Here is a 15,055-nt window from a genome sequence, read left to right as displayed (position 1 = left end):
CGGTGGTGGCCGGCGTGGGCACGGGCGCCGCCGCGCCGGAGGCGTCGTCGTAGTGCCCCGGCTCCTCGAGCGCGTCTCCGTGCGGCGAGAGGGCCATGACGACGTTGTCATGGGCCCATCGCGCCACGGTGTCGCCCGGTGGCGCGTTGAGCCGGCTCGCCTTGAGCGCCTGGGTGGCGGTGCCCCACTCGTCGTCGAGGTCGGCGTCCTCCGGCGAGAGCCGCCGGGTGTGCGCCGGTACCCGCAGCAGGCGCCCCTCGTGGTCCTTGCTGCGCAGCACCAGCACCACCTCGTCGGGCAGGTCGGGCAGCGGCTGCTCCCCGGGACCGCTGACGACGTATGCCGTGTTGTTGACCCAGACGTGCCACACCGGCCAGGCCCGGTCGCCCGGCACCTCCACCCAGAGCAGGCCGGACTTGCTGGCGGCTTCGGCGACGAGCCGGGACAGGTCGGTCACCTTCCTGACCCTACGGCTTCGCGGGCGACGGGTGGCCAAGGTCACGGGCGCGAGCCGGTGACGACCCGGCATACGCCTCGGTAGGGTCCCGGGATGAGCAGCCTGCCCGTGTCCCGTCCGCTCCGGTCCCGCCGATCCAACCTCGCCGTGCCCGGTTCCAGCCCCAAGATGCTGGACAAGGCCAAGGGGCTGGCCGCCGACCAGGTGTTCCTCGACCTCGAGGACGCGGTGGCGCCGCTGGCCAAGCCGGATGCCCGCAAGAACATCGTGGCGGCGTTGAACGAGGGCGGCTGGGAGGGCAAGGTCCGTGCCGTCCGGGTCAACGACTGGACCACGCAGTGGACCTACGCCGACGTCGTCGAGGTGGTCGAGGGCGCCGGGGCGAATCTCGACGCGATCATGCTGCCCAAGGTGCAGACCGCAGAGCAGGTCGTCGCGCTGGCCCTGCTGCTCAGCCAGATCGAGAGGGCCACCGGTCTGGAGGAGGGCCGCATCGGCATCGAGGCGCAGATCGAGAACGCGCTGGGACTCACCAACGTCAACGCGATCGCCGCCGCGTCGCCGCGGGTGGAGACGATCATCTTCGGGCCCGCGGACTTCATGGCGTCGATCAACATGAAGTCGCTCGTGGTCGGGGAGCAACCGGACGGGTACGACGTCGGCGACGCCTACCACCACATCCTGATGTCGATCCTGATGGCGGCGCGGGCGCATGAGAAGCAGGCCATCGACGGGCCCTACCTGCAGATCCGCGACGTCGATGGGTTCCGCCGGGTCGCAGGGCGATCGGCGGCCCTTGGCTTCGACGGCAAGTGGGTGCTGCACCCGGGCCAGCTCGACGCGGCCAACGAGGTGTTCAGTCCGCGCCAGGAGGACTACGACCACGCCGAGAACATCCTCGACGCCTACGAGTTCCACACCTCTGAGGCCGGCGGCAAGCGGGGTGCGGTGATGCTGGGCGACGAGATGATCGACGAGGCCTCGCGCAAGATGGCGCTGGTGATCTCGAGCAAGGGTCGCGCGGCCGGGATGACGCGTCAGGACCGCTGGCAGCGTCCGGACTCCTGACGGGCGCCGTCTCACGCCTCGGCCCGGCGTCCGACTCCGGGTCCCTGCTCGGCATGCTGGCTCCGGGGGCTCGCGCGGGTCCCGAGCGGTATCACGTGGCCGCGCGCCAGCACGTAGGTCACCGATTGGCAACGACTGGGCGGCTCACACAACCGACCACCGTCACGGGGCGTCTGCCGTGGTAGGAACCGATGAGGATGAGGCGGGCGGTCGTGCCCGGTAGGAGGGGCAGACGTGACGAGCTCGATGCTGCGGCGGGACTTCATCAAGCACGCCGCCTCGGTGGGGGCCTCGGTGGGGGTCGCGGTCATGCTCGGACGCCGGCCCGCATCCGACGCCGGCCAGCCACCGGAGGCCCCGAGCGGACCGCCAGCGCCCGATCCCGACGACGGAGCAGACTCGCCCCCCGACTCGGAGCAGGGGTCGGACTCCGGCGAGGCCGAGCCGCAGGACGAGACCCCGGCGGTGCCGTCGGTCCTGCGCCCGGGTGACTCCGGCGACGCGGTCCTCGGCGTGCAGCGACGGCTCGGCGAGCTCGGCTACTGGTGCGGAACGCCGGACGGCCACTACGGCGGCCTGACCACCTCTGCCGTGACGGCCCTGCAGAAGGTGGCCGGCCTGACCCGCGACGGCTTGTGTGGATCGGCCACCAACCGTGCCCTTGAGGCGGGCACGCGTCCCCGAGCCGGCACCCACAGCGGTCACGTCATCGAGATCCACCGTGACACGCAGGTGCTGCTCGTGGTCGACTCCGGCCGGGTGGGAACGATCCTCGCGACCTGCACCGGGTCCGAGGTGCCCTACGTCTCCGAGGGCCGCACCTGGAGCGCGCGCACCACGCCGGGCAGCTACCACGTCTACTACCGCAAGGAGGGGTGGGACCACGGCCCGCTCGGCGACCTCTACCGTCCGATGTTCTTCAACGGTGGCATCGCGGTGCACGGGTCGACGTCGGTGCCGCCCCATCCCGCCTCCCACGGCTGCTGCCGCCTCACCATCCCGGCGATGGACATGATCCTCGCCCGCGGACTCATCACGATGGGTACCGCCGTCGTCGTCTACTGACCGCGACGAGGGCCAGTCCTGAGGCTCTGCAACCAATTCCGTCATTCTCGAGACAGGCGCATCCCTGCACAACCAGACTGGGATGCCGCGCGTGTCAGTCAGTGAGAGCCGGAGCCGCCGGGGCGCCGGCCAAGGGTGACAGCGTCTCGGGGAGCAGGTCATGGAACTGGAACGACGGGCATTCGTGAAGGGGGCAGCGGCCACCGCTGCCGGTGGAGCACTCGGACTGCTGGGGGTGGTGTCAGGGGCCGAACCCGCGCTTGCGGCAACCTCGCCCACACTCCGACAGGGTTCCCACGGCACGGCGGTGCGGTCACTGCAGCGTCGGCTGTCCTACCTCGGTTACTGGTGCGGCGCGGTCGACGGCGTCTTCGGCGGGATGACACGCTCGGCAGTCATCGCGCTGCAGAAGGTCGCGAGGATCGCGAGGGACGGGATCTGCGGGCCGGTCACATGGTCGAAGGTCCGCGCAGGTGTGCGCCCGGCCGCGAGGACCCACAGCGGTCACGTCATCGAGGTGCACCGAGACCGGCAGGTCCTGCTGGTGGTCGACTCCGGCCGGGTGCGGACGATCCTCGCCGCGAGCACCGGTTCGGAGAACCCCTACTACAGCCAGGGCCGCTGGTGGAGTGCTCGCACGACACCCGGCCGCTACCGCGTCTACCTCCAGCGAAACCGTTGGGACAGTGGACCACTCGGCTCGCTCTATCGTCCGATGTACTTCAACGGCGGCATCGCGGTGCACGGTTACACGTCGGTCCCGACCTACCCCGCGTCGCACGGCTGCGTCCGGGTCAGCATCGCGGCCATGAACCTGCTCTGGCTGGGCGGCCGGATGGGCATCGGCACCAGGGTCAACGTCTACTGACCCCACCTCCGGTGCGGAATCATCGAGAGGTTAGGTGCCCGAATTGGGACCGAAACCTCACGATGATTCCTCACGAGCGCTGCGGCGAGGGGGTGCGGCACGAGGGGCAGGGTGGTCACCAGCGGGAGACGGCGACGGCCATCAGGTCGCTGAACAGCTCGTCACCGTCGACGGCCAGCCCGCGGCTGGAGAACCACGCGCACATGGTGCGGCAGTCGCGTTGCAGGAAGTCCTGGCCCGACGGGTTGCCGATGACGTCCACGATCTGCGGCCAGTCGATGAGCACCAGCCGTTCGTCGTCCAGCAGCACGTTGTATGCCGACAGGTCGCCGTGCGTCCAGCCGTGCAGTGCCAGTGTGGTCATCGTCTCGCGAAGCTGCTCGAACAGGTCGGCGAGCAGCTCCGGCTCGGGCCGGGTCTGGGCCAGCCGCGGCGCCGCCCCCTCCTCGCCTCCGATGAACTCCATCAGCAGCTCGGTGCCGTCCATCTGCACCGGGTAGGGGACCGGGAGGTCGAGCGCCCAGAGCTGCCCCAGGGCCTCGAACTCGGCAAAGGCCCACTGCGCGGAGATGAGCTGCTTGCCGTAGTCGGTGCGCCGGGCCATCGCACGGCTCTCACGGCTCTTGCGGACCCGGCGCCCCTCGAGGTAGCCGGCGTCGCGGTGGAAGAGACGGTGGTCGCCGGAGCGAAACCGCTTGGCGGCCATCAGGACGTCGCGGTCCGGCCGGCCGGGCACCCAACGGTGCACGACGTGGACGTCGGCCTCCTTGCCCGTCTTGAGCACGCCGAGGTCGAGGTCGACGGCGCCGAGCTCGGTGACGACCCAGTCGGGTCGGGGCTTCGGCCCGTGTTGCGCACCGTCCCAGGTGGACCAGCGCTCTCCCTCGGGCGGGCCGTCGGGGAGGCTGTCGAAGGCAAAGCCCTCGCGGTGCAGGTCAGTCGAGAGCCGGGTCAGCTCTCCGAACGAGTGAGACACGATGAGACTCCAGGTGTGAGGAGGAGGGGGCGCGGTGGGCACCCACGACAGTTGTGGACATGTCGGGCCTCCCTGGAGTCAGGACGCAGCCGGGTGCCGCGTCGTCACCAGCACAGGATGGGGTCTTCGCGCGGCCGTCCGCAACGGGTTTTCCAGCGGGTGCGGTGGTGGGCCTCACATGCCGTAACCCTGTCGCGGAGGGTGAGCGGTCGGCATACTCGCCCCAACGTCCTGACGCGAAGGCGGCACCCATGGCACGACTGCAGCACACCGAGGGCCTGACCGACGAGCAGTCCGAGCTGCTCGCGCTGGTGCGGGAGTTCGTCGACGAGCAGATCCTGCCGGTCGCGAACGAGCTCGAGCACGCCGACGAGTACCCGGCGAACATCGTCGAGGGCATGAAGCAAATGGGGATCTTCGGGTTGATGATCCCCGAGGAGTATGGCGGGCTGGGCGAGTCCCTGTTGACCTACGCACTGTGCGTCGAGGAGATCGCGCGCGGCTGGATGAGCGTGAGCGGCATCATCAACACCCACTTCATCGTGGCGTGGATGTTGTTGCAACACGGGACGATCGAGCAACAGGAAAGGTATCTGCCGCAGATGGCCACCGGCGAGGTGCGCGGCGCGTTCTCTATGTCGGAGCCCGGGTGCGGCTCGGACGTCAGCGCCATCCGCACGAAGGCGGTGGCGGACGGTGGGGGCGGCTGGACGATCGACGGGCAGAAGATGTGGCTGACCAACGGGGGGTCGTCCACGCTGGTCGCGGTGCTGACCAAGACGGACCGCGGCGAGGAGTCGGTCTACAAGAACATGACGACCTTCCTGGTGGAGAAGGAGCCGGGCTTCGGCGAGGTCGAACCCGGGCTGACCGTGCCGGGCAAGATCGAGAAGATGGGCTACAAGGGGGTCGACACGACCGAGCTGGTCTTCGACGGCTACCGGACCACCGACGCGCAGGTCCTCGGGGGCGCGCCGGGGCGCGGCTTCTACCAGATGATGGACGGCGTCGAGGTGGGCCGGGTCAACGTCGCGGCGCGGGCCTGCGGGGTGGCCGTGCGGGCGTTCGAGCTCGGCATCTCCTACGCCCAGCAGCGGGAGACCTTCGGCAAGCCCATCGCCCAGCACCAGGCCGTGATGTTCCGGCTGGCCGACATGGCGACCAAGGTCGAGGCGGCGCACCAGATGATGGTCCGCGCCGCTCGGGTCAAGGACGGTGGCGCGCGGAACGACCTCGAGGCGGGGATGGCGAAGTACCTCGCGTCGGAGTACTGCGCCGAGGTGGTCGAGGACTCGTTCCGGATCCACGGCGGCTACGGCTACTCCAAGGAGTACGAGATCGAGCGGCTCTACCGGGAGGCGCCGATGCTGCTCATCGGCGAGGGCACGGCCGACATCCAGCGGATGATCATCGGTCGCCGGCTGCTGGAGGACTACCGCCTCGGCTAGCGTCGACGACCGGTGGCACACCTCGCGGCGCGCGACCACGGGCGCTGACGCGTTTGGCGCTCTGACCCGGTGGGATGGGACAATGCAGGCATGAGCTCGCAACCTGGCATGCCACGCGGGATGGGACCGGGACGGATGACCGCCCTCACCCTGGACTACCCGATGTCCCTGGGCGTCTACGACAAGTACGACGACGCGCAGAAGGCCGTGGACTTCCTGTCCGACCATGAGTTCCCCGTGCAGAACTGCATGATCGTGGGCACCGAGCTCAAGCAGGTCGAGCGGGTCACCGGCCGGCTCACGCGGGGGCGGGTGGCCCTCGGCGGCGCGCTCTCCGGTGTGTGGCTGGGTCTGTTCGTCGGGCTCATCTTCGCGCTCTTCGGCAACAACAACGAGATGTTGGCCACGGTGCTCTCGACCGTGATCTTCGGTGCGATCTTCGGCCTGGTCTGGGCGCTGCTCGGCTATGCCGCGACGCAGGGCAAGCGCGACTTCACCTCGGTCAGCCAGGTGGTCGCCACCAAGTACGAGGTGCTGGTCGAGCACAAGCTCGCGCAGAAGGCCCGTGAGCTGCTGGCCCAGCTGCCCGGTTCGGGGCCCTCCCTCACCCACTGAGCGGGACGTGCCCTCACCACTGGGCGGCACGTGATGGCCCCTGGTCGAGGGTCAATTCTTGGTCGGAATCTCGTCATCCGAGGGTATGGCGAGGGGCCCAGTGCACCTCTTTGCCTCCGAATGCCCCCGATCGCCCCTCGTTGGTGGTGGAGGCCAGGCCGCGGTGAGTCTGGCGGGCGCGGTGCCCCTGTCATAGCGTCACGGCGGCCGCATCCTCGCGGCCCGGGCCCTGACCGGTCCCGACCTCCACCCGAAGAGGACCCCCATGAAGGTCACCACCGTCCGCATCGCCCTGACCGGGGCGGCGTTGCTGGTCTCGGCTGCGGTCGCCGCTCCCGCCCAGGCAGCCATCCCGACCGACCACGGGAACAGCTCCGGTGTCGCCAGTCACTCGGCCGCCCTGAGCAAGGCGGAGCAGCACCGGATCGCCGACTACTGGACCGCCGACCGGATGAGAAACGCGAAGCCCATCGAGGCGCGATACGGCATCTCCGCAAAGGGAAAGCCCGGCGCCACCTCGTCGGGCAAGGCCGTCGAGGTGCCCACGCAGCCCGAGCTGGGCAAGGTCTTCTTCACCATGGGTGGCTCCAACTACGTCTGTTCGGGCACCTCCACCGGCAGCAGCAACGGTGACGTGGTCACGACGGCGGGGCACTGCGTCAACGAGGGACCGGGGGCGTTCGTGACCAACTTCGCCTTCGTGCCGGCCTACCTCGACGGCCAGGCCCCCTACGGCAAGTGGACGGCGAACACGCTGCTCACCACGGACGGTTGGGCCCAGCAGGGGGACTTCGACGTGGACACCGGCTTCGCCGTGATGAACGAGCTCGGTGGCAAGAGCCTGAACGACGTGGTCGGCTCCTACCCCATCGCCTTCAACCTCGCGCGCGGCCTGACCTACGACGCCTACGGCTACCCGGCCGCCCAGCGCTACGACGGCCAGGAGCTGTGGAAGTGCACCGGCTCGGTCAGGGACGACACGTGGGGGACCAGCACCGACCAAGCTCTGCCCTGCACCATGACCGGCGGGTCGTCGGGCGGGGGCTGGATCACCGGCGGCAAGCTGAACTCGATCAACTCCTTCGGCTACCAGGGCCTCAAGGACACGATGTTCGGTCCCTACTTCGGTAGCGCGATCCAAGCCGTCTACAGCCAGGCGTCGACCCGCTGACGCATCGACCCTTCCGACTGTTGCGGCGAGGTGGGTCCGTCGACGGACCCACCCCGCCGCAACGACGATGAGGTCGAAGGGTTCAGCCCTGCTGGATCCGGCGGATCCACGCCTCGACGTCGTCCGCGGTGCGGGGGATGTCGGCGGAGAGGTTGTCGTGGCCGTCGGCCGTCACGAGCACGTCGTCCTCGATCCGCACGCCGATGCCGCGTAGCTCCTGCGGGACGAGCTCGTCGTCGGCCTTGAAGTAGAGGCCCGGCTCGACCGTGAGGATCATGCCGGGACGCAGCTCGGCGTCCATGTAGTCCTCCTTGCGAGCCAGTGCGCAGTCGTGCACGTCGATGCCGAGGTGGTGGCTGGTGCCGTGCACCATCCAGCGGCGGTGGTACTGCCCATGCTCCTTGTCGAGCGTGGCCTCGACGTCGACGCCCTCGGGCAACAGACCCCACTCGTGGAGGTGCTCGGCGATCACCCGGATGGCGGCGGCGTGCACGTCGGAGAACTTGTTGCCCGGCTTGACCGCGGCGATGCCGGCCTCCTGCGCGGCGAGTACGGCCTCGTAGACCTTGCGCTGGGCGTCGGTGTAGGTGCCGCTGACCGGCAGGGTGCGCGTGATGTCGGCGGTGAACAGCGAGTCCACCTCGACCCCAGCGTCGAGCAGGAGCAGGTCGCCCTCGTTGACGTCGCCGGTGTTCTTGATCCAGTGCAGCGTGTTGGCGTGGTCGCCCGAGGCGCAGATCGAGTCATAGCCGATGCCGTTGCCGGCGTGCCGCGCGTGCAGGCCGAAGACACCCTCGACCCAGCGCTCGCCGCGGCCCCGCCGCACCGCTTCGGGAAGGTCGGCGACCACGGCGTCGAAGCCGTCAGAGGTCGCCGCCACCGCGAGGCGCATCTGCTCGATCTCCCACTCGTCCTTGACGAGTCGCAGGGTGGACAGGAACGCCGCGAGCTCGTCGTCTGCGGCCTCGACCTGCTCGGTCTCGCTGGCTTCGTCGGTCTCCGACGCCGAGGCGCGCACGGTGTCAAGCTTCTCGGTCAGATCGCGGTCGGCATCGCGAACGACCCGGATGGTGAGCGAACCAGCATCCTTCGCGACGGCATCCGCGTACTCGTCGATGTGCCGCGCGGTGAGGCCCAGCTCCGCCTCGATGTCCTCGATGCTGGGCCGGGCGCCGACCCAGAACTCCCCGTAGCGGGAGTCGGCGAAGAACTCCTCGGTGTCGCGACCCGCCAACGGGCGGAAGTACAGGATGGCGTCGTGGCCGCCGTCGCGCGGTTCGAGCACCAGCACGGCGTCCGGCTCCCGGTCACCGCCCAGCCCGGTCAGGTGGGCGAAGGCGGAGTGGGGGCGGAAGACGTAGTCGCAGTCATTGCTGCGGACCTTGAGGCCGCCGGCGGGGACCACGATCCGCTCGCCCGCGAACCGGTCGGACAGCGCCTGGCGACGTGCCGCGGCATACGAAGCCACCTCTGCACGCTCCGGCGTCGTGGTCCGGCGCGGCGCCCAACCGGAGGACACGAAGGTGCGGAAGGCCGCGGAGGAGGGACGGCTACGGTGCTCGGGCTTCTTCTGTTCTTCGCTCACCGCTCCATCGTCGCACGTGCCCACGGCGGCCCAGCACCTGCCGTCGAGCGTGCCGAAGCCCCATCGACGGCGTGCTGACGCGCCCACCCCACCCCGAGGTTGAAGATCAAGTGCGCGGGCGTCAGGCTGTCGTCGTGTCGAGTCCCAAGCACCTGCCCCGCGCCGGACGTCCCTCACCCGCGGCGGCTCGAGCCCTCCGGGACCGGGCCCAGCGCGCAGTCCGCTCGAGCTCGCCGCCCACCACGATCATCGCGGTGAGCGCTGGTGGCGACGCGATCGACGAACGCAAGGGCCGCGCCGTCATCGACCTGGCGCTACGCATGGGCGAGTCGATGCTGTCGACCGGCGCGTCCGCGTCCGACGTGACCGCGACCGTGCTGCGGATGGTGGACGCCTACGGCCTGCGCTCGTGCCACGTCGACATCGCCTTCACCTCGATCACCGTCTCCTACCACCGCGGCGTCGAGCACGATCCGATGACCGTGATGCGCATCGTCAAGGTGCGCACGGCCGACTACACCCGCCTCGAGAAGCTGCACGACCTGGTCCGTGAGATCACGAGGGGCCTGCTGGGCGTCGACGAGGCCAGGTCCCGGCTGGACGAGGTCATCCGCGCGCCCCATCCCTACCGGCGCTGGCTGGTCACCGGCTCGTTGGCCGCCCTCGCCGCCGGCGTCGCCGCGTTGTTCGGCGCGGGCGTCATCATGATGCTCATCAGCGCGGTCGCGACGGCGCTGATCGACCGGTCGCAGCGTTGGCTCGCGCACCGGGGGATCTCGGCGTTCTTCAGCCAGGCCGTCGGGGCCGCCATCCCCACGGTCTTCGCGGTGCTGTTGTATGCCCTGCAGTCGCACGGCGTCTCGGTGCCGAGCGGGCTGTCGCCGTCGCTGGTCGTGGTCTCCGGCATCGTCGTGTTGTTGTCGGGCATGTCGGTCGTGGGCGCCGCCCAGGACGCGATCGACGGTTACTACCTCACCGCGGCTGCGCGCACCTTCGAGGTGGTCACGCTGACCGTCGGGATCGTGGTGGGCATCACCGTGACGCTCGCCGCGGCCCAGCACGCCGGCGTGACGATGCACCTGTCCACCTCGGCCCCGTTGAGCGGCAACCGGGTGGTGCTTCTCGTCGCGTCGATCGTCATCGCCGCCGCCTTCAGCCTGTCGGCCTACACCGGCCTGCGCGCCACTGGCGTCGCGGCGGGTGTCGGCGGGATGGCTTGGCTGCTCTACTCGTTCGCCGTCGACCTGCACCTTGGCATGCCGTCCGCGAGCGCGGTCGCGGCGCTCGCCATCGGTGTGCTCTCGCAGGTGTTGTCCCGGCAGCTGCGGATCCCCGCTCTGGCGCTCAGCTCGGCCGGCATCATCCCGCTGGTCCCCGGGTTCACCGTCTACCGAGGGTTGTTCGAGCTCGTGCAGCGCCCGGACAGCCTGGGGACGGGGCTGTCCACGCTGCTGTCGGCGGCCGGGATCGGTCTCGGCCTGGCGGCCGGGGTCTCGATGGGCACCTTCCTGGCGCGGCCGATCCTGCACGAGCTGGACCGGGGGCAGCAACGCGCCCTGCAACGGGCCCGGGCCGACGCCCGCGAGTAGGCAGGAATTGTCCCCGGTCCGTCGGTGCAAGCGAGGAGCCCGTCCCCTCCTGGTGACGGGACGGGCTCCTGTGCCCGGCAGTTGATGACGCTCGGTGTCAGCGCCAGGTCCAGGAGCTGATGACCTCGCCCAGGGCCTTGTCGGCGGTGCTCGCCGACTTCGGGTGGTTGGTCAGCGTGATGATGTAGACCGTGCCCTTGTGGGAGAGGAACCACTGGGTCTGCGACTGGGTGTTCTTCCTGTCGTGCTTGGTGTAGCCGTTGGCGCTCTCGCCGCCGATCTTGCGTTGGGGCTGCATCTTGACGACGTCGCCCTGCTCCTTGTACTTCTTCGCACTCTGCTCGGCGGGCAGCTTGGTGTCGCTCAGGCCGAGCTTGATGCTGGCCACGTTGATGTTGGTCAGTGTGCCGTTCGACGGCTTGCCGTCGGCGATGGCCAGCTCGATGATCTTCATGTCACCGATCTTCTTCCCGATGTCCTGCCATCCCTTCGGCATCGTCACCTGGAACTGCTTCTTCTTGGCCAGGATGACGTTCTTGCCGGTGGCCGGCTTCGAGGGCTTCTGCGTCGGCGTCCCCGGCGCGGCCGACGGGGTCTTCGGCGCGGAAGTCGTGGTGGGCGCTGCCGTCTCCGGGGCGGACGGCGTCTGCGCCGGGGTGCTGGGCGCCACGGAGGCCGTGTCGCTCGGGGCGCTGACGCTCGGGGCATCGTTGCTGCCGCATGCCGTGAGCATGAGGGCAGTGACGGCGGTCGCGGACAGCGCCAGCGCAGGCCGGCCGAGTCGGTTGAGCATGCGGGATCTTCCTAACGTCGTGATGGGCGTGGTTCGGACGTCGATGTCCATGCGTGCGTTCCCCAGTTCCCCCTGCGCCCAGCTGCGTGTTGCGAAGGTGACCAACCGCACACGGAGGTGCCCTGTCGGCATACCCGCGGGTCCGGCAGCATGACCGCCAGGATCACGCCAGCAGAACCACGTCAGGACCGAAGGAGCGCCCCCATGCAGTTCGGCCGAAGCTACGAGGAGTTCGAGGTGGGTGCAGTCTACCGACACTGGCCGGGCAAGACGGTCACGGAGTATGACGACCACCTCTTCTGCCTGCTCACGATGAACCACCACCCGCTGCACCTCGACGCCCACTACGCGGGGGAGAGCACCCAGTTCGGTCAGAACGTGGTCGTCGGCAACTACGTCTACTCCTTGCTGCTCGGTATGTCGGTCGCGGACGTGAGCGGCAAGGCGATCGCCAACCTGGAGGTCGAGTCGCTGCGACACGTCGCGCCGACCTTCCACGGTGACACGCTCTATGGCGAGACGACGGTGCTCGGCAAGTGGGAGTCGACCTCGAAGGACGACCGCGGCATCGTGCACGTCGAGACCACCGGCTACAAGCAGGACGGCACGGTGGTGTGCGTCTTCCGCCGGAAGGTCATGGTGCCCAAGCGGAGCTACCTCGCGGCACGCGGCGGTGAGCAGCCCGCGCGCCCGGACCCGGCGCGGTCGCCCGCGTCCGACTGACCGGGTGCGCGGGCGTCAGTACCGGGGAGCAGAGCGGGCCGCGTAGTAGTCGCTGGACTCCCTGCGCCACAACAGGAACAGGATCGCGAGCGCGAGCAGGACCATGGTGATGTTGACGACGGTGCCCACACCGGTCGAGGTGGACCGGGTCAGGCTGACAAGGGTCAGCAGGACGTTGAGGCCGCCGAGGACCGTCGCGACGATGCGGGCCCAGGACCGTCCGGCCTGGTTCTTGCGCGCCATCCAGATCCACAGCCCGATCCCGATGAGGGCAGTCACGACACCGATGATGATGCCGCCGGTCACGAGCGAATCCACCACCGACGGGTCCACCTTCTTGCCCTGTTTGCGGAGCGAGTCCTCGACCGCGGCACGCATGTCACCTGTGGACAGCAGGGACGTGATCAGGCCGATGAGGCTGATCAGGGCCCCGACGTACATCAGCTTCACCGCGGTGGTGATCGAGGAGGGCGGTGTCGCCGTGGGCGCCGGCTCCGTCGGTCCCCCTGACACGTCGGGCATGCTCTGGTAGCCGCCGTAGGGCTCACCCGGCGGGGGCGGCGGAGCCTGACCGTAGGGGGTGCCCTCTGGCGGCGGAGCCTGACCGTAGGGGTTGTCGGGCCGCTCGGGGTCGTCCGGGCCGTGCGGGCTGCCGTTGCTCATCAGGACATGGCCTTTCCTGGTTCGGGCGGAGGATCAGGACCTCTCCCCCTCAGGCTGTCACGGACGCAGGTGGCTTTCCACCGGCCACGCGGACCTTTGCCGGACCCGGGTCCTCGGCCCGGGGCGAGCGTGGGTGGCTGGACCTGCCCGTGATGGTCATGGCCTGGCCAGCGGGTTGCCGCGCCGATGTCCACAGGGGGACCCGCTTCTGTCAGGGCTGGCAGCTACGGTCGTGGGGTGAGTGGGAGCGGTCCGGTGGGGCAGGCGCCGGTGCAGGAGCAGTTCGGTGGCATGCCGAGGCCGCTCTTTCCCGCGAGCCCCAGCAAACTGCTCACCTGGCTGGACTGCCCGCGGCGCTACCGGATGTCCTACCTCGACCGGCCGAAGCCCGAGAGCCGCGCCCAACGTGCGCACACGTCCCTCGGCATCGCGACGCACAACGCGCTGCGCGACTGGTGGGACCTGCCGCTCGCGCGGCGCACCCCGGCCGGTGGCGCCGAGCTGGTGCGGCAGAGCTGGATCGACGTGGGCTTCCGCGACCCCGACCACTCGAGGCGCTGGCGCGAGCGCACCCAGCAGGACGTCGCGCGCTACCTGGAGGGTGTCGACCCGGCGGACGAACCGCGCGCGACCGAGCGCACCGTGGCCTTCAAGACCGGCACGTTGACCCTGCAGGGACGCATCGACCGACTGGATGAGCGCGACGGCGAGGTGGTGGTCGTGGACTACAAGACGAGCCGGCGGCCCTCGACCGAGGAGGATGCGCGCACCTCGCTGTCGCTCGCCCTGTATGCCGTCGCGGCGGCTCGAATGTTTCGTATGCCGTGCGCGCGGGTGGAGCTGCACCACATCCCCTCCGGTGAGGTCGTGTCCCACCGGCACACGCAGGAGTCGCTGGCCCGCAAGCTGCGCGAGGCCGAGTCGATCGCGCGGGACGCGCAGCGTGCCGACGGGGAGTTTCGCGAGATCGGGATCGAGTCAACGCTGTTCGCGCCTCGCACTTCGCCGTTGTGCGCCTGGTGCGACTACCGCCAGCACTGTCTCGAGGGGCAGCGAGTGGGACCCGAGAAGTCCTCCTGGGCAGCGCTGGAGGGCGACGAGTCGAGCTGACGGGCCGGACTGACAGACTGGCCCGTGCCGACCACGGCGGGCGAGCCGCCGTGGCGCGACGAGGCTGGAACGGGGTCGGGAGCGTGGTGGAGCAACAGGACGGCCGGGCTCGGGTGGTGGCCGTCGCCAACCAGAAGGGCGGCGTGGCCAAGACGACGTCGGTCGCCTCCCTCGGGGCCGCCTTCGCCGAGCTGGGACAACGCGTGCTGCTCGTCGACCTCGACGCCCAGGCCTGCCTGACCTTCAGCCTCGGCACGGACGCCGACGAGGTCGTCTCCAGCATCAACGAGGTGCTGGTGGGTCGCCTCGACGCCGCCGAGGCAGTGCTCGAGGTGAGCGAGGGCCTCGACCTGCTCCCGAGCACGATCGAGCTGGCCGGTGCCGAGGCGGCGCTGCTGACCCGGCCGGGCCGCGAATACGTGCTGCGCTCGGCGCTGGAGCCGCTCTTGCCACGCTACGACCAGGTGCTGCTCGACTGCTCGCCCTCGCTCGGGGTGCTCACGCTGGCTGCGCTCACCGCCGCCGACGGGCTGGTGATCCCGATGCCGTGCGAGATGCTCAGCCATCGAGGTGTGGGGCAGCTCCTGGACACCGTGGCCGACGTGCGCCACATCCTCAACCCCGGCCTGACCGTGCTGGGCATCCTGCCTACGCTGTTCGACGGGCGCAGCAACCACGCCCGGGCGGTGCTCGCCGACGTGGGCGAGCGCTACGACCTGCCGGTGCTGTCGCCGCCGATCCCACGGACCGTGCGGTTCGCCGAATCACCCGCGCTCGGCCGTTCGATCCTCAGCTCCGCTCCACGTTCCAAAGGGGCGCAGGCCTACCGCGAGGTCGCCAAGGCCCTGCTCGGCGCGACCTGAGCCGCGCCGAGCGGCGCCGAGCGCGGTGGTGGGTCAGGCCTGCTCGCGGGCCGCAGTGGCG

The 15,055-nt window shown here is 69.8% G+C and carries 15 protein-coding genes; 10 read left to right on the top strand and 5 right to left on the bottom strand.

The features are described 5' to 3' along the window. Positions 1-457: hypothetical protein (locus tag FRW57_RS08235; protein ID WP_152185776.1), on the bottom strand; the 457-nt coding region annotated here is incomplete at its 3' end. 93 nt (positions 458-550) lie between these two features. Between FRW57_RS08235 and FRW57_RS08230 the strand changes: the two genes are divergently transcribed. From FRW57_RS08230 to FRW57_RS08220, 3 genes are all read left to right on the top strand, one after another. Continuing rightward, positions 551-1,525 (top strand): HpcH/HpaI aldolase/citrate lyase family protein, encoded by a 975-nt coding sequence (locus FRW57_RS08230; RefSeq protein WP_137123214.1) that lies wholly within the window; start codon positions 551-553, stop codon positions 1,523-1,525. A gap of 234 nt (positions 1,526-1,759) precedes the next feature. Beyond that, positions 1,760-2,590, top strand: a complete 831-nt coding sequence (locus FRW57_RS08225; protein ID WP_137123213.1) for a L,D-transpeptidase family protein — start codon at positions 1,760-1,762, stop codon at positions 2,588-2,590. A 160-nt stretch (positions 2,591-2,750) separates the two neighbouring features. Next, positions 2,751-3,458 carry a L,D-transpeptidase family protein gene (locus FRW57_RS08220; protein WP_152185775.1) on the top strand — a complete coding sequence of 236 codons (708 nt, stop codon included), beginning with the start codon at positions 2,751-2,753 and terminating at the stop codon, positions 3,456-3,458. A gap of 115 nt (positions 3,459-3,573) precedes the next feature. Here the strand turns inward: FRW57_RS08220 and FRW57_RS08215 are convergent, their stop codons facing one another. Further along, positions 3,574-4,434, bottom strand: a complete 861-nt coding sequence (locus FRW57_RS08215; RefSeq protein ID WP_238999374.1) for a serine protein kinase RIO — start codon at positions 4,432-4,434, stop codon at positions 3,574-3,576. A gap of 251 nt (positions 4,435-4,685) precedes the next feature. Here FRW57_RS08215 and FRW57_RS08210 point away from each other — a divergent pair, with 251 nt between their 5' ends. The 3 genes from FRW57_RS08210 (at position 4,686) to FRW57_RS08200 (ending at position 7,668) form a co-directional block, all read left to right on the top strand. Beyond that, positions 4,686-5,882 (top strand): acyl-CoA dehydrogenase family protein, encoded by a 1,197-nt coding sequence (locus FRW57_RS08210; RefSeq protein ID WP_152185773.1) that lies wholly within the window; start codon positions 4,686-4,688, stop codon positions 5,880-5,882. A gap of 90 nt (positions 5,883-5,972) precedes the next feature. Next, complete coding sequence (locus FRW57_RS08205; protein ID WP_238999373.1) at positions 5,973-6,497, top strand: YflT domain-containing protein; 525 nt, start codon at positions 5,973-5,975, stop codon at positions 6,495-6,497. 265 nt (positions 6,498-6,762) lie between these two features. Next, positions 6,763-7,668: a trypsin-like serine peptidase gene (locus tag FRW57_RS08200; RefSeq protein ID WP_202911604.1), complete on the top strand. Its 906-nt coding sequence runs from the start codon at positions 6,763-6,765 to the stop codon at positions 7,666-7,668. Between the two features lie 82 nt (positions 7,669-7,750). On the opposite strand, the gene FRW57_RS08195 is transcribed toward FRW57_RS08200, so the two are convergent. Continuing rightward, positions 7,751-9,253 carry an aminopeptidase P family protein gene (locus tag FRW57_RS08195; RefSeq protein WP_137122377.1) on the bottom strand — a complete coding sequence of 501 codons (1,503 nt, stop codon included), beginning with the start codon at positions 9,251-9,253 and terminating at the stop codon, positions 7,751-7,753. 134 nt (positions 9,254-9,387) lie between these two features. On the opposite strand from FRW57_RS08195, the gene FRW57_RS08190 reads away from it, so the two are divergent. Beyond that, on the top strand, positions 9,388-10,842 hold the full coding sequence (locus FRW57_RS08190; RefSeq protein WP_152185772.1) for a threonine/serine exporter family protein: 1,455 nt from the start codon (positions 9,388-9,390) through the stop codon (positions 10,840-10,842). 97 nt (positions 10,843-10,939) lie between these two features. On the opposite strand, the gene FRW57_RS23095 is transcribed toward FRW57_RS08190, so the two are convergent. Continuing rightward, positions 10,940-11,635, bottom strand: a complete 696-nt coding sequence (locus FRW57_RS23095) for a hypothetical protein (protein ID WP_162308226.1) — start codon at positions 11,633-11,635, stop codon at positions 10,940-10,942. A gap of 204 nt (positions 11,636-11,839) precedes the next feature. Between FRW57_RS23095 and FRW57_RS08175 the strand changes: the two genes are divergently transcribed. Beyond that, complete coding sequence (locus FRW57_RS08175; RefSeq protein ID WP_152185771.1) at positions 11,840-12,358, top strand: MaoC family dehydratase; 519 nt, start codon at positions 11,840-11,842, stop codon at positions 12,356-12,358. A 15-nt stretch (positions 12,359-12,373) separates the two neighbouring features. Here the strand turns inward: FRW57_RS08175 and FRW57_RS08170 are convergent, their stop codons facing one another. Further along, positions 12,374-13,021 (bottom strand): hypothetical protein, encoded by a 648-nt coding sequence (locus tag FRW57_RS08170; protein WP_152185770.1) that lies wholly within the window; start codon positions 13,019-13,021, stop codon positions 12,374-12,376. 237 nt (positions 13,022-13,258) lie between these two features. Here FRW57_RS08170 and FRW57_RS08165 point away from each other — a divergent pair, with 237 nt between their 5' ends. Both FRW57_RS08165 and FRW57_RS08160 read left to right on the top strand, forming a co-directional pair. Beyond that, positions 13,259-14,131, top strand: a complete 873-nt coding sequence (locus tag FRW57_RS08165; protein ID WP_238999372.1) for a RecB family exonuclease — start codon at positions 13,259-13,261, stop codon at positions 14,129-14,131. 83 nt (positions 14,132-14,214) lie between these two features. After that, the gene (locus tag FRW57_RS08160) at positions 14,215-14,994 is read left to right on the top strand and encodes a ParA family protein (protein ID WP_137122383.1); all 780 of its coding nucleotides are present in this window, start codon (positions 14,215-14,217) and stop codon (positions 14,992-14,994) included. The last annotated feature ends 61 nt before the right edge of the window (positions 14,995-15,055 follow it).

Origin of the sequence: Segeticoccus rhizosphaerae, from assembly GCF_009192725.1 — a bacterium.
Classification (GTDB): domain Bacteria; phylum Actinomycetota; class Actinomycetes; order Actinomycetales; family Dermatophilaceae; genus Segeticoccus; species Segeticoccus rhizosphaerae.
This window is presented reverse-complemented; position numbering and strand designations above follow the sequence as displayed.

Excerpts from the sequence above, each read along its gene's own strand:
- FRW57_RS08230 (WP_137123214.1), top strand. The coding sequence starts at position 551 with ATGAGCAGCCTGCCCGTGTCCCGTCCGCTCCGGTCCCGCCGATCCAAC.
- FRW57_RS08220 (WP_152185775.1), top strand. The coding sequence starts at position 2,751 with ATGGAACTGGAACGACGGGCATTCGTGAAGGGGGCAGCGGCCACCGCT.
- FRW57_RS08210 (WP_152185773.1), top strand. The coding sequence starts at position 4,686 with ATGGCACGACTGCAGCACACCGAGGGCCTGACCGACGAGCAGTCCGAG.
- FRW57_RS08205 (WP_238999373.1), top strand. The coding sequence starts at position 5,973 with ATGAGCTCGCAACCTGGCATGCCACGCGGGATGGGACCGGGACGGATG.
- FRW57_RS08200 (WP_202911604.1), top strand. The coding sequence starts at position 6,763 with ATGAAGGTCACCACCGTCCGCATCGCCCTGACCGGGGCGGCGTTGCTG.
- FRW57_RS23095 (WP_162308226.1), bottom strand. The coding sequence starts at position 11,635 with ATGCTCAACCGACTCGGCCGGCCTGCGCTGGCGCTGTCCGCGACCGCC.
- FRW57_RS08175 (WP_152185771.1), top strand. The coding sequence starts at position 11,840 with ATGCAGTTCGGCCGAAGCTACGAGGAGTTCGAGGTGGGTGCAGTCTAC.
- FRW57_RS08170 (WP_152185770.1), bottom strand. The coding sequence starts at position 13,021 with ATGAGCAACGGCAGCCCGCACGGCCCGGACGACCCCGAGCGGCCCGAC.